This is a genomic window from Streptacidiphilus monticola (assembly GCF_042658505.1).
GTDB lineage: Bacteria > Actinomycetota > Actinomycetes > Streptomycetales > Streptomycetaceae > Streptacidiphilus > Streptacidiphilus monticola.
The window spans coordinates 5,008-18,604 of the sequence record NZ_JBHSQJ010000086.1 but is presented as its reverse complement, the minus strand read 5'-3'; the positions used below and the strand labels follow the sequence as shown (position 1 = coordinate 18,604).

The 13,597-nt window shown below is 75.9% G+C and carries 10 protein-coding genes; 4 read left to right on the top strand and 6 right to left on the bottom strand.

Annotated elements, in window-relative coordinates; all coding sequences use genetic code 11:
* Positions 1–108 precede the first annotated feature (108 nt).
* Positions 109–1,152: a helix-turn-helix domain-containing protein gene (locus tag ACFP3V_RS21465; RefSeq protein WP_380585861.1), complete on the bottom strand. Its 1,044-nt coding sequence runs from the start codon at positions 1,150–1,152 to the stop codon at positions 109–111.
* 105 nt (positions 1,153–1,257) lie between these two features.
* Between ACFP3V_RS21465 and ACFP3V_RS21460 the strand changes: the two genes are divergently transcribed.
* On the top strand, positions 1,258–2,598 hold the full coding sequence (locus ACFP3V_RS21460) for an MFS transporter (RefSeq protein WP_380585859.1): 1,341 nt from the start codon (positions 1,258–1,260) through the stop codon (positions 2,596–2,598).
* Between the two features lie 24 nt (positions 2,599–2,622).
* On the opposite strand, the gene ACFP3V_RS21455 is transcribed toward ACFP3V_RS21460, so the two are convergent.
* Positions 2,623–4,020: a purine-cytosine permease family protein gene (locus ACFP3V_RS21455; protein WP_380585857.1), complete on the bottom strand. Its 1,398-nt coding sequence runs from the start codon at positions 4,018–4,020 to the stop codon at positions 2,623–2,625.
* A gap of 201 nt (positions 4,021–4,221) precedes the next feature.
* Between ACFP3V_RS21455 and ACFP3V_RS21450 the strand changes: the two genes are divergently transcribed.
* The 3 genes from ACFP3V_RS21450 (at position 4,222) to ACFP3V_RS21440 (ending at position 7,667) form a co-directional block, all read left to right on the top strand.
* A complete protein-coding gene (locus ACFP3V_RS21450) occupies positions 4,222–5,739 on the top strand; it encodes a PucR family transcriptional regulator (protein ID WP_380585855.1) in 1,518 nt (505 codons plus the stop codon).
* A gap of 162 nt (positions 5,740–5,901) precedes the next feature.
* Positions 5,902–6,861: an agmatinase gene (gene speB, locus ACFP3V_RS21445; protein WP_380585853.1), complete on the top strand. Its 960-nt coding sequence runs from the start codon at positions 5,902–5,904 to the stop codon at positions 6,859–6,861.
* Positions 6,858–7,667 carry a nitrilase-related carbon-nitrogen hydrolase gene (locus ACFP3V_RS21440; protein ID WP_380585851.1) on the top strand — a complete coding sequence of 270 codons (810 nt, stop codon included), beginning with the start codon at positions 6,858–6,860 and terminating at the stop codon, positions 7,665–7,667. The genes speB and ACFP3V_RS21440 overlap by 4 nt, the downstream gene beginning before the upstream one ends.
* 123 nt (positions 7,668–7,790) lie before the next feature.
* Here ACFP3V_RS21440 and ACFP3V_RS21435 read toward each other — a convergent pair whose 3' ends face one another.
* From ACFP3V_RS21435 to ACFP3V_RS32110, 4 genes are all read right to left on the bottom strand, one after another.
* Positions 7,791–8,159 carry a hypothetical protein gene (locus ACFP3V_RS21435; RefSeq protein WP_380585849.1) on the bottom strand — a complete coding sequence of 123 codons (369 nt, stop codon included), beginning with the start codon at positions 8,157–8,159 and terminating at the stop codon, positions 7,791–7,793.
* A 748-nt stretch (positions 8,160–8,907) separates the two neighbouring features.
* Positions 8,908–9,261 carry a hypothetical protein gene (locus ACFP3V_RS21430; protein WP_380585847.1) on the bottom strand — a complete coding sequence of 118 codons (354 nt, stop codon included), beginning with the start codon at positions 9,259–9,261 and terminating at the stop codon, positions 8,908–8,910.
* Between the two features lie 112 nt (positions 9,262–9,373).
* Positions 9,374–9,991 (bottom strand): cation transporting ATPase C-terminal domain-containing protein, encoded by a 618-nt coding sequence (locus ACFP3V_RS32085; protein WP_417774525.1) that lies wholly within the window; start codon positions 9,989–9,991, stop codon positions 9,374–9,376.
* 16 nt (positions 9,992–10,007) lie between these two features.
* Complete coding sequence (locus tag ACFP3V_RS32110; protein ID WP_465270104.1) at positions 10,008–11,555, bottom strand: HAD-IC family P-type ATPase; 1,548 nt, start codon at positions 11,553–11,555, stop codon at positions 10,008–10,010.
* Positions 11,556–13,597 lie beyond the last annotated feature (2,042 nt).

Below are 13,597 nucleotides of genomic sequence, written 5' to 3'. Positions count from 1 at the left end.
GCCCTCCCGCAGCCCGATTTTCCATTCAGCAGCACGGCGGCCAAGTCGCCTATCCGGAGAATGCCGTTGCAGGTGTGGAGCGCACCTGCGACCCCCACCCCCCACCGCTCAGGAACCGGCGTGCGCTCCTCCTCCGCCCACCCCGACCAGCCGGTCCCCCAACCCCGTCCGGCGGTACACCACACGCCGGCCGACCCTCGTCCGGGACACCAGGTCGGCGTCCCGGAGCACTGCGAGGTGGCCGCCGATCGTGCCGAGGGATTGGCCGAAGAGTACGGACAGTTCGCTGCTCGTCGCCGGGCGTTCCAACGCGCGCAGGATGGCGGCACGGCCGGATCCGATCAGTCGGTCGAGGGCGGCGGCGTCCGGCCGACTGCCCTCAGGGCCGGTCCGCTCACCGCGCCCGGCCGATGCCTCCGGCTCGCCCAACTGCCCCACGCCCCGGGCCGGGTAGACCAGGGCGTAGGGGCGGTGCGGAGCCTCGCAGAGCCACGTGCCGCGCGGGGCGGTGACCGGGACGAAGAGCATGCCGTCCGGCCCGACCACGCGGTCCGGGCCCGGGCGGTCGCTGAAGCGGATGGCGTCCGCGCCGACCCAGGCGCTGCGGCGGCTCATCCGGTGGAGCGCCCGCGGCCAGCCGTACGCGGCGAGCAGGCCGGCGCGATAGGTGACGTCGCGTTCGAGGAGGGCGCGGCGGGCGGGCCAGTCGGCGGCCAGGTGCTCGTGCCAGACCGCGCGGAAGAGGTCGGCCGTGCGGGCGGCGAAGCCGTGTCCGGTGAGCCAGTCGAGGTCGTGCTCCTCCCAGCTGCGGGCCAGCGACTCCCGCAGGCTGCTGTGCACCGCCGCATCCGGAACGGCCGCCATCTCGGCGAGTTCGGACTCCAGCGTGGTGGCCATGCCGCCCGACGGGGGCAGGGACACCTGGTCGGGGAGGTACTTGGTCGCGCCGACCAGCATCACCAGGCCGCGGGCGAAGGGGTCCGCTTCGAGGCGGGCGCGGAACGCGGCGTGGTGGCGCGCGTGCCAGGCGGCGAGCCAGGGCGTGGTGCAGGGACGGCTCAGGACGATGACCGCGCCCAGCGTCTCGGCGAGCGGCGAGAGCGCGAAGCGGGAGCGGGACAGGGCCAGCGAGTCAAGGCGCAGCAGCACCACGTGGGTCAGCCTCCGTCCGGTGTCCGTCCGTCGGCGGACCGTCGTTGTTTCGCCTGTGCCCGAAACAGTAGCGTCCGCCGCTGCCCGTCCCCGAGGCTCGCGGGCGTGCTCCCACCCTTGTTGACCCGCCCCCACTCCCCCTTCCGCTGGTTCTTCGCCGGGCGGGCGGTCTCGCTGCTCGGCAGCGCGATGGCGCCCGTCGCCCTCGCGTTCGCGGTGCTCGACGCCTCGGGACGGCCGGGCGATCTCGGCATCGTGCTGGCGGCGCGCATGGTGCCGCTGCTCGCGTTCCTGCTCGTCGGCGGGGCGACCGCCGACCGCTTCTCCCGGCGGACGGTGCTGATCGCCGCGAATCTCGGGTCCGGCCTGACGCAGGGGGTGGTCGCCGCACTGCTGCTGTCCGGGCACTACGCGCTCGGCGCGGTCGCCGCGCTGGAGTTCCTCAACGGCTCGCTCGCCGCCTTCACGACGCCCGCCCTGCGCGGGCTGGTGCCGGAACTGGTTCCCAAGGACGAGCTGCGGCAGGCCAATTCGCTGCTCGCCTCGGTCTCCAACGCGGCCAAGGTCTTCGGTCCGAGCGTCTCCGGCGTTCTGGTCGCGGCGTCGGGCGGCGGGACGGCCATCGCCTGGGATGCCGCGAGCTACCTGCTGGCGGCCGCGTGCCTGACCCGGCTGCCGCGCCGGGTCGGGGCGTCGGCGAGCGCAGGGGGCGGGCGAACGCCCTTGGCGCGGGACCTGCGTGAGGGCTGGCGGGTGTTCCGGGGCACGCCGTGGGTCTGGCCGGTCACCCTGGCGTTCGCGGTGGTCAACCTGGTGCAGACCGGGACCTGGCAGATCCTCGGCCCGCAGTTGACCGAACAGCTGAGCGGGAGCGCGGCGCTGTGGGGGCTGGTGCTCAGCGCGCGGGGTGTCGGCATGCTGGTGATGAGCGGCGTCACGTACCGCCTGACGCTGCGTCATCTCGCGCGGGCGGGCCAGCTGGCGAGCGTCCTCGGCGCGCTGCCGCTGCTGGCGGTCGGACAGAGGTTCGCCGCGCCGCTGCTCCTCGCCGCGGCGTTCACGGCCGGGCTGGGCAGCGCGCTGACGATGACGGCCTGGGACACGTCGCTGCAGGAGCACATTCCGGAGCGGGTGCTGTCCCGGGTGGCGGCCTACGACGACCTGCTCTCCTACATCGCCATTCCTGTGGGCCAGTTGGCGGTGGGACCGCTGGCGCAGCGCTTCGGCGGGTTCGACGTCGCGACCACGGCGTCCCTCTGCTACGCGGTCGTCGCACTGCTCCCGCTCGCGTCCCCGGCCCTGCGCCGCCTGCCGCACGGCTCCCCCGCCGGGGTGGGCGAGGACGGCGCTGCGATCCCGGGAGCGGACCGGGCGGCTGTCGGGCCCCGGCGCAGCCCGGTGCGGCGTGCGGCGGGGCCCGAGTCGGGTGCCCGAGCGGAGAAGTGATCGGGCGTCAGGTCGGGTGGAGGCTCAGGAAGCCACGGCGATGCGGTCGCGCACGCGGCCGGTGAGGGCGTAGTAGAGGCCGCCGGAGACCAGCAGGCCGACCGCGAAGGAGAAGTCGGCGCCGCCCGCGGCCTCGGCCACCGGCCCCTCCCAGAACGAGAGCGCCATGAACGGGACCATCACCAGCACGCCCACCACGTAGGACAGCAGCCCCGGACCGGACCACTTCCCGTACTCGCCGTCCGGGTCGAAGATGGCGGGGATGTCGTAGTGGCCGCGCCGCACCGCGTAGAAGTCGACCAGGTTCACCGCGGTCCACGGGACCAGGAAGTACAGCATCAGCAGCAGGAAGTTGTTGAAGCTGGCGAGGTAGTCCTCCGGCAGCACCAGGGCCACCACCAGGACCGCGAGTTCGATCGCGACGATGCCGACGACCCGGGTGCGGACGGTGGGCCGAACCCGCTTGAAGGCGTCCACCGCGCTGGCCGAAGTCAGCATCGCGCCATAGGCGTTGACACCCATGATGCCGATGATGGCCACCACCGAGACCAGCACCGCGAAGGTGCCGAAGCCGGGCAGCATCGCGTTGCCCAGGGTCCGGACGGCGGCGACGGCGTCCTGGCCGGGGAGCTTCGACCCGAGCAGCGCGCCGAGGGACATCAGCCAGACCGCCGAGCCGGCCGCGCCGGCGTAGGTCCACCAGATGACCTTCCTGGCGGGGACGTCCTCGGGGAGGTAGCGGGAGTAGTCGGAGACGTAGACGGCGTAGCTGATCTGGTATCCGGCCGCGCCGGAGAAGACCACGAGGAAGGACGTCAGGTTCCAGCCCGCGCCGGCGGAGCCCGCGGCGGCGTGCGGGGCCCAGTGGCCGACGAGCGCGTAGACGGTGAGCACGCCGAAGACGAGGATCAGGGCGTAGGTCAGCCACCGCTCGACCAGGTGGATCAGGTCGTGGCCGAAGATCGCGAGCACCACGGCGACCGCGACCAGCGCCGGGTACCAGAACCACCTGCCGCCGGGCAGCACCGTCTGCAGGCCCTCGGTGGCCAGTACGACGTTGAAGACGTTGAAGCCGACGTAGACGAACACGACCGCGGCGAAGGGGATCACCGCGCCGCGCAGCCCGAACTGGGCACGGGACTGGATCATCTGCGGCAGGCCCATCCGCGGGCCCTGGTTGGCGTGGAAGGCCATGAAGAAGGTGCCGAAGCAGGCCCCGAGGACGACGGCCAGCACCGACCAGCCCACGGAGAGGCCCAGGGTCGGGCCGAGGAAGCCGGTGACCATGGTGGTCAGCACGAAGTTGCCGGTGAACCAGAAGGGGCCCTGGTGCCAGACCTTGCCGTGGCGTTCGGCGGCGGGGACGTAGTCGATCGAGCGGACCTCGATCAGGCCACCGGAGGGGCGGCTGCCGGGACTCACCTGGGGTGCTCCTGCCTCGACTGCTGGGCGTCTGTCGTGCGAGACGGCCACGGGGGATCGCCTGCCTCTCCGGTGGGGGTCTGTGGGTTTCCCACACCTTCGCACCGCGGCGGACGGGTGGTTCCGCTCCATTGGGGAGCGCCTGGGCGGCCACCCGCTCCGTGCTGGACAGCCTCCTCGGACAATCCCGACAATGGTCGCATGCTGACCGTGCGTGACCTGCTCGACGATCCTGCCCTGGGCCTGACCGCCGTCGCCGCGACCCCCGAGGGGCTGGCGGCGCCGTTGGCGTCGGCCCATGTCAGCGAGGTGGAGAACCCCGCGCCCTGGCTGCAGGGCGGCGAGCTGATGATGACCACGGGCATGAACCTCTCCCCCGCGCGGGCCGAGCGCTACCTCGGCGACATCGCCGCGGCCGGGGCGGTCGCGCTGGGACTGGGGCTGGGCGCGGAGCTGACCTTCCAGGAGTCGCCGGACTGGCTGGTCGCCGCGGCCCGCGCGGTGGGTCTGCCGCTGCTGGAGGTGCCGCAGGAGACCCCGTTCATCGCGGTGACCAAGGCTGTCTTCGCACGGCTGGCCGAGGAGCAGTACGCCGAACTGGCCAAGGCCAACGACGCGCAGCGCTCGCTGACCGCCGCGGCCGCCCGTGGCGGCGGTCCGGTCCCGCTGCTGACGGCGTTTCACCAGGCCACCCGGCGCTGGTGCGTGGTGGCCGACCCGCGCGGCCGGGTGCTTGCGGGGCATCCCGCCGGCGCCGCCGGAGAGGCGGAGCGCACCGGCCTGCTGGCCGCCGAGCTGCCCCGGCTGCGGGCCGCGGGGCTGCGCGGCAGCGCCGTCAGCTCCGGCCCGTGGGGCGAGGTCCGTGCCGTTCCGCTGGGCCTGGACACCCTGCTGGGCTTCCTCCTCGTCGGCGGTGAGCGCCCACCGGACGCCTACGAGCGGACGCTGACCGCCACCGCGGCCTGCCTGCTGTCGCTGGACGCGGAGCGGCGCGCGGCCCAGGAGCGCACCGACCGCGAGGCGCGCGTCGCCGCCTTCCGGCGGCTGCTGGTTGACGACCCGTCACCGGAGCAGGCTCGCGCGCTGCTGCGCTCGCTGCGCGTCCCCGATCCCGACCGGCTGCAGGTGGCCGTCGCCTGGTGCCCCGGCGGGGCTGCCACGGCGGTGGAGCGACTGGCCTCGGCACTGCCGGAGGTGACGGCCTGCACCGACCCCGCCCGCCCGGAGGAGGCGGTGCTGCTGCTGTCCGGCCCGACGCCGGAGGCCGTGGCCGACGAGATGGGCGCGGACGTCCGACTGGGCGTCAGCGCCCCGGTCGCCGCCGCCTCGGGAACGGCCGCGCTGCGGCAGGCGCGCTACGCGCTCGGCGTGGGGCGGCGCACCGGGGTCCGGGTCAGCGGGGCCGCCGACGCGGGCAGTGCGGCGCTGCTGCTGTCGCTGGGCGAACCGGCGGCGCTGGCGGGGTTCGCGGACGCGGTCCTGGATCCGCTGGCGGACGCGCTGGAGCAGGGGCGGGCGCTGCCGACCCTGCGGGCGTTCCTCGATGCCAACGGCGCCTGGGAGGTCGCGGCGGCGGACCTGGGGGTGCATCGGCACACCCTGCGCCACCGCATCCGCCGGATCGAGGAGGTGACGGGCCGTGACCTGTCCTCGGCAGCGGAGCGGATGGACCTGCTGCTGGCCTTCGCGGCCAGGGATCTCGCGGCCTCCGGGGACTGAGTCGCGGCGGCGACTGTACGGAACGGAGGGGCGGCAGGTGCCGCTTGTCCATGAGGGAGCGGCGCGGCAGCGTCGCGCCGGGCGTAGCGTTCCGGTGACGAAGCAGTCGCGCAGCGCCCGTGAGGAAGCGGCGCGACAGGCCGGACCAGCAGAGGAAGCACCGTGTCCACTCCAGACGTGCCCGCCGGCGTCCCCGTCGGCCCGATCGACTCCTCGACCACCCCGCGCTACGCGGGCCCCGCGACCTTCGCGCGGCTGCCGCGCCGCGACCAGGTGGAGCGGGTGGACGTCGCGGTCCTGGGCGTGCCCTTCGACACCGGCGTCTCCTACCGTCCGGGCGCCCGCTTCGGACCCACGGCGGTGCGCGAGGCGTCCCGGCTGCTGCGCCCGTACAACCCGGCGCAAGAGGTGGCGCCGTTCGCCCGGCAGCAGGTGGCCGACTGCGGCGACGTGGCGGTGAACCCCTTCGACATCACCGAGGCGCTCCAGACGATCGACGACGCGGTCAGCGAACTGCTGGCGGAGGGCGCGAAGCCGGTCACCATCGGCGGCGACCACACCATCGCCCTGCCGCTGCTGCGCGCGGTCGCGCGGCGGCACGGACCGGTGGCGCTGCTGCACTTCGACGCCCATCTGGACACCTGGGACACCTACTTCGGCGCACCGACCACCCACGGCACCCCCTTCCGGCGGGCCGTGGAGGAAGGGCTGCTGGACCAGTCGGCGCTCACCCACATCGGTATCCGCGGCCCGCTCTACGGCGCGGAGGACCTGATCGCCGACGCCAAGCTGGGCTTCGGCATCGTCTCCACCGTCGACGTCGCGGACCGGGGCGTCCCGGAGATCGTGGCCGGCGTCCGCGAGCGCGTCGGGGACCGGCCGCTGTACGTCTCCGTCGACATCGACGTGCTCGACCCGGCCCACGCCCCGGGCACGGGAACGCCCGAGGCGGGCGGCCTGACGAGCCGTGAACTTCTCGCCATCGTGCGCGGCCTGGCCGGACTGAACCTGGTGGGCGCGGACGTGGTGGAGGTGGCCCCCGCGTACGACCACGCCGAGATCACGGCCGTCGCCGCCTCGCACACCGCGTACGAGCTCGTCTCACTGATGGCCCCGCGGTGACGGCGACCCGGGTCGCCGTGTGCCGGCTCGCCCGGGTGGTGGGCGAGCCGGCCGCGAACCGTGCCGCCTCGCTGGCGGCCGTCGAGCGCGCGGCACGGGCGGGCGCGCGGGTCGTGGTCCTGCCCGAACTGGCCGTCAGCGGCTATGTGTTCACGGATGCGGCCGAGGCCCGCGCCCTGTCCGAACCACTGGACGGCCCCACGGTCACCGCCTGGGCCGAGGCCGCGGCCCGCCACGACGTGGTGCTGGTCGCCGGGACGAACGAGCGCGCCGCGGACGGCGCCCTGCGCAACTCGGCGGTGCTGCTGGACGCTTCGGGCCTGCGCGCGGTCTACCGCAAGGCGCACCTGTGGGACCGCGAGAAGCTGTTCTTCGCTCCTGGGGACGCCCCGCCTCCGGTGGTGGACACGGCGGTCGGGCGGATCGCGGTCATGGTCTGCTACGACCTGGAGTTCCCGGAGTGGGTGCGGCTGCCCGCGCTGGCAGGCGCGGAACTGCTCTGCGCACCGGTCAACTGGCCCGCCTTCCCCCGCCCGGAGGGCGAACGGCCAGGCGAGGTCGTCCGCGTGCAGGCGAACGCCATGGTCAACCGGCTGCCGATCGCGGTAGCCGACCGGGAGGGCCCGGAACGAGGCGTGGACTGGGTGGGCGGCTGCGTCGTCGTGGACGCGGACGGCTGGCCGGTGTCCCGCCCGGCGGGCCCCGGCCTGTTCCTGGCCGACCTGGACCTGACGACGGCCCGGGACAAGGCGCTGGGCCCGCGCAACGACGTCCACGCCGACCGCCGCCCGGAGCTGTACGCCTGACGGACCGAAGCACACCGGCCCGGACCGGGCCGGTCAGGGTCGGTGTGGTGGTCCACCGTGTACCAGTCCGTCTGGCGTTCGTCCCCCGGCTCCGCCGGGACGGCACACCCGTTGGGACCGGCGCTAGCCCGCCAGCGGGGAGAGGGCGAGGCGGAGTTCGAGTTCCTGGTCGCCGGAGACCGAGCCCTCGTCGCGGACCGTGAAGTCCTCCGCGAGCGCGGAGCGGACCTCCCGGACGTCCCGCGGGCATCCCTGCAGCTCGGCCCGGACGGGGCCGTGCAGCTGAGGGTGCGCCAGCACATGCTCGTGCGGCCCCATCGCCAGGCTCCAGGACCAGGCCGTGGCCGCTCCCGTGCCGGCCCGCGCCGGGCCGTGCCCACCGCCGGCCTGCGGAAAGGCCGCGGCCAGGGCGTCGAAGACGGCGTCCGCGTCCTCGGCGGCGCAGTCGGTCAGCAGGATGTCGACGTTCGTGGGGGCGTGGATCTCGTCCATGGTGTGCTCCCGCACCACGCAGGGAACTCGTACACCTCCGACCATAGGTCCCCACATGCCCGGGCGGCACCTGGGAGCAGGCCCCCGTCGCCCGGGTGCGTCGGCACGGCGCGGGCCATGCCCGCGACCCTGGGAGCCAGCCCCCGTCGCCCGGGTGCGTCCGCACGGCGCGGGCCATGCCCGCGATCCTCGGAGCAGGCCGCCGTGCCCCGGGTGCCGCGGCGCGCGCACCCCACGCCACCCCTCGGAACAAACCCCCGTCGCCCAGGTGCGGCGGCGCGGCGGGCCATGCCCGCGATCCCCGGAACAAACCCCGTCCCCCGGGTGCAGCGGCGCGGCGCGGGCCATGCCCGCGACCCTGGGAGCCAGCCCCCGCCGCCAGGCGCGGCGGCGTCGCGCGACGACCCACGCCCGCACCCTCGGAACAGACCCCCGTCCCCCGGGTGCGGCGGAGCGGTGCGTCCCATGCCGGCGACTGAGGCGCGGCCCTGACCGTCCATGGTCCCTGCGGACCGCTCATCCTCGCCTCGCCGGACGAGCCCTGCCGGGGCGGAAGGTGACGGGCCGTCCGCTGCGCCCCGCGACGCGCCGCCCCGGGCGTCATGCCGGTCGGAATGTGGGGTGCCGTCCATGGCTCGCCCTCAGCATCCTGGCCGGCCTGGGCGCAGGGCAGCCGCGGGCGGCGCCCGGCGCGCCCAGCGCCGTTTCTCCGCTCGCGCCGCCCGCCCAGGGCCCGCTGCCGTTGGGGTCAGTAGCCCTCGTCCGAGGAGCCGCCCTCCACCGTGCTCTGCTCGAAGTCCTGCTCGTTGCCGCCCTCCTGGAAGCCCCCGTCGTCCTGCCTGCCGCGTCCGCTCCCGCCGCTCTCCTCCCCCAGCCCTTCCAGGGGTTCGCCGGCCCCCGTGCCGCGGTCGTCGGAGTAGCCCTCGGTCGCGGAGGCGGTGCCGGGAACGCTGCGGTCCTGGGCGCGCTGCTCGGCCTCGGGCGAGGAGCCCGTGGGGCCGGAGGGCCCCTGCGTCGGGTCCTCCTCCCGGTAGCCGGCGGGCTCGGGCGGGTCCATCGCACCCTCGTCGGGCGTCGTCTCCGGCGTGTATTCGTCGCTCATGGTTCGTTCCTCCACGAATCGATCCGGCGGTCGCTGCGCGACTTGCCTCGTCCATCGCGCGGAAACCTCGAAACCGCCCCGAGTTGACGGCAGTTGCGCAGCCTCGGGGCGGTCAGAACGCGGCAGCGCCCTGCGCGGCCAGCAGCGAGGCGGCGACGCCGAGCCAGGCCACCGGTCCCAGCGGGGTGCAGCCGAGCGCGTGGCTGACGCCGGGAGTCTCGACGAGCAGCACGAGCGCCGCCGCCGAGCCGAGCGCGGTGGCCACGACGAGAGGGCTGTGGCCGCGTCCGTGGACGGTCTGCAGCAACTGCGCGCCCACGACGCCGCACAGGGCCATCGTGCTGGTGCGCCGCGCGGTCCCCGGCGTGAGTGCGCCCCATGCCCACGCCGTGCCGGCGCCGACACAGGTCACCGCGCCGCGCCGGCCGATCTGCCGCAGCAGCGGCGCGCCGAGGTCGGCCAGGCTGGTCGGCCGGTCCCCTGCCACGGATCCCCCACCGGGCCCGGCCTCCGCGCCGTCCGCGCGGGGTGTGACGGCCAGGGCCGTCGCCGGGAGCAGGTCGGTGAACAGGTTGACCAGCAGCATCTGACGGGCCGTCAGCGGCGCGGTGCCGGAGACGAGCGTGGCCAGGACGGAGAAGCCGATCTCCCCGGCGTTGCCGCCGACCAGGACAGCCGTCGCGTCGGCGACGCTGCGCCACAGCGCGCGGCCCTCGGCGAGGGCGGGCACCAGCCCGGTCAGACCGTCACCGACCAGGACCAGGTCGGCGGCGTTGCGGGCGGCNGCGGCCGCCCGCCGAGCCGTGGGCGGCCAGGGCGACCCCGATGTCGGCGGCGCGGATCGCCGCGGCGTCGTTGGAGCCGTCACCCACCATCGCGACGACATGGCCGGCCTGCCGCAACGCCTCCACGACCTGGAGCTTCTGCTCCGGGGCGACCCGGGCGATCACGTCGCAGTCGCGGAGCAGTTCGGCGCGGCCGCCGCGGTCGCGGGCGGTGAGCTCGTCCCCGGTGACGACGACGGCCTGCTCGGGCCAGCCCAGCTCGCGGGCCACGGCCCGCGCGGTCTGGGGATGGTCACCGGTCAGCACGACCGGGCGCACCCCGCTGCGGCGCAGCTCCTCGACCAGCTCGGCCGAGCCCTCGCGCGGCGCGTCGGCCAGGCCGACGAAGCCGACGAGCGTCAACTCGGGGAGGGGATCCTCGGGTTGAGGCAGGGATTCGCCCTGCGGCAGGTGCCGGACAGCGACCGCGAGCACCCGCAGCCCCTCGCGGGCGAGCCGGTCGGCCGCCGCGTGGGCGCTCCCGTCGGCGGCTCCGTCGGGGCCGCAGCTCTGGAGCAGGACCTCGGGTGCGCCCTTGACCGCGAGCAGTTGTCCGGCGTCGGCGTCCTCGCCGAGCACGCAGGCGTAGCCGCGCCCGGCGGAGAAGGGCAGTTCGGCCTGCGGGCGCCAGCCGGGGTCGGCGGGCGCCGCGTCGAGGAGGGCGAGATCGGTCTGATGGCGGGGTGCATCGGGGCCGGGCCGCGGACACGCGCGCGCCGCCGCGCGCAGGACCGCCACGGCCTCGGCGGAGCCGGGCCGCATCGTCCGGCCGTCCGGCCCGGAGCTGCGGGTCACCCGCAGCTCGTTGCGGGTCAGGGTGCCGGTCTTGTCGAAGCAGACCACGTCCGCGCGCCCGAGCGCCTCCAGGGTCCGGCTGCTGCGCACCAGCACGCCCCGGCGGCCCAGCCGCCGCGCGGCGGCCTGCTGGGCCACGGTGGCGACCAGCGGCAGCCCCTCCGGGACGGCGGCGACGGTGACCGCCAGGCCGCTCCGGGCCGCCTGCCCGGTGCGACGGCCGCGCGCGAGGGACAGGGCGGTGACGGCCGCGCCGCCGAGGAAGGTGAACGGCAGCATCCGGCGTGTCAGTTCGTGCAGTCGGCGCTGCATCCCGGCCGGCGCGGGGGTGCGGGCGGCGAGATGGACGGCGCGGCCCGCCTCGGTGTCCGCCCCGGTCTCCACGACGACGGCCCGCCCGCTGCCCGCGACGACGGTCGTGCCCTCGAAGACCATGCAGTGCCGTTCGGCGACCCCGGCCTCGGGGGTCGCGTCCACCGACTTCGGGGACGGCAGGGACTCGCCGGTGAGCGCGGACTCGTCGACCTCCAGCCCCGCGCACTCCAGCAACCGGCCGTCCGCGGGGACCACGTCCCCGACGTGCAGCTCGACGACCTGACCCGGCGTCACCGCGGGGTGGACGTCCTGCGGCCCGCGGCGCCGTTCCAGGTCGGCCAGGCTGCGCTCGGCGCGCATCCGCTGGGCCGCGCCGACGAGCGCGTTCAGTCCCAGGGCGGCGGTGACCAGAGCCGCGTCCGTGCCGGAGCCGAGCAGGGCCGTGGCCGCCGCGCCGACCGTCAGCAGCGGGGTCAGCGGGTCGTCCAACTCGGCGCGGACGGCGGCGAGCAGACGCACCGTCAGCCGGGCGGGCGGCGCGAGTCCGCCTGCCCGCGCGGCGTGCCGCAGCGCGGCGACGGCCCCGTGGTCGCCGGGTTCCTGGGCGGGACGGTCGCGGCTCACGAGGTCGAGTGCCTGCCGGGGGTGCAGGGCGTGCCAAGGGATCCGGGCGTGCGGCTGCGGTGCCCGGCGCGTGGCGCTGCGCAGGCCGAGCCGCCAGCCCGAGAACAGCGCTGCGGCGGTCGCCGCGTCGACCGGTCCCAGCCGCAGCAGGCGGGGCAGGGTGGGCCGGCCGGGGCCGCGCCCGCGGGTCAGCACCAGCAGGCCGGCCAGCGCCGCACCGGACTCGGCGTAGAGGCGGGCGCGGTCGGCGGCGGCCCGGGCCCCGGGGACGGCGGCGATCAGCCGCCAGGCGCCGGGCAGCCCGTCCAGCAGCAGGGCGTCGGCGCCCCAGACGGGGGCGCTGCCGGGGGTGGCGACGGCGAGGGCGATGTCGCTGAGCAGCAGGCCCGCGAGGGTGTCGTCCGGCCTCTCCGCGGTGTCCGCCGCGGTCGTCAAACCCCGCTCGCCCGCAGGGATCTGAGCGACCGTCAGCACCGTGCGGCCCTGGCGCTGGAGTGCCTGGACGGTGTCGGCGAGCGAGGACTCGGCGGCCACCCGGCGGTCCGCGAGGGCTCCGAGGTCGCCGAGCGTTCCGTCGTCCACGACCACGACCGTCAGGTTCGCCCGCCGCGCCGCGTCCAGGGCGGCCTCCGCGAGCGGGTCCGGTTCCCAGCCGACCAGCACCGTGCCGACGTCCCGGCCGTCGTGTGCGGCGACCATCAGCCCGACCGGGCCGTCCGCGTCCTCGTCGGGCACCGGACGCAGCGTCAACACGGCGTTCCGGTCCGCCTGTTGCAGGGTGAGGAAGGCAGCCTGCCAGAGCCGTGCCGCGTCCCAGTCCGGCACGCTGGGGTGGGCCTCGAGAACGGCCCGGCGTCTGCTGTGCAGTGCCGAGGCATGCAACACCACCGTGTCGACCAGCGCCAGGCGCCGCAGCCGCTCCTCATTGCGTACCAGGACCCCTTCGGCGGCCAGCGTTCCGCCGAGGACGGCGGTGAACGCCTCCGGGCCGAACCGGGCGGCGCGGGGGCTGCCCGCCTGCAGCGCCTCCGCGGCCTCGGCCCGGTCGCCGCCGAAGAGCAGCGGGCCGACCGCGCCGACGCCCGCACCCAGTACGGCCTTGCCGCGGTAGTCGTCCTCGGGCCGGGGCCGCAACGGGGGCCGCCGGTGGTCCGCGGTGTCCGGACCCGATCGGCCCGGCCCGCACAGCCGGTCATGGGCGGTTGCGAACGCCGCCGCCCGGGCGACGGCGCCGGCGAGCCGCGTCGCGCGCAGCGCGCCGTCGAGGGCGAGCCCCGTCGGTGATCCGCCCAGGCCCTGTGCGGCCGCGCCGAGGCCCGCGAGGAGGAGGTCCGTCGCCTGGCCGCCGAGGCGGCGGCGCAGCACGCGTTCCACGCGCGGGTCCTCGCGCAGCAGTCCTCCGGCGGCCGCGAGCAGGCGCGGCGAGCGCTCCAGCCGCACCGCCTTGGAGCCGAGCGCCACGCCGAGCCCCAGGGCGTCGCAGGCCAGGCCGACGGCCTGGACCCGGACTTCGGCGACGCCGCCCGGATGCCGGCTCTCCGGCTCGGGCCGGGCGGTCAGCCCGTGCTCCGCGGCCAGCGCGTCGACGCGGTCGACCACGCGGTCGGAGACGGCGTCCTCCGTCAGCTGCACCACAAGATGGGCCAGGCCGCCGTCCCAGTAGGCCGTCAGCACGTCCGGGTGCTCGGCGAGTTGGGCCGCGACCGCTCGCGCGGCGGCCGGCAGCCGGCGTCCCTCGGCCTGGACCCGCAAGGGCACGTGCAGGCGGTCGCCGGCGC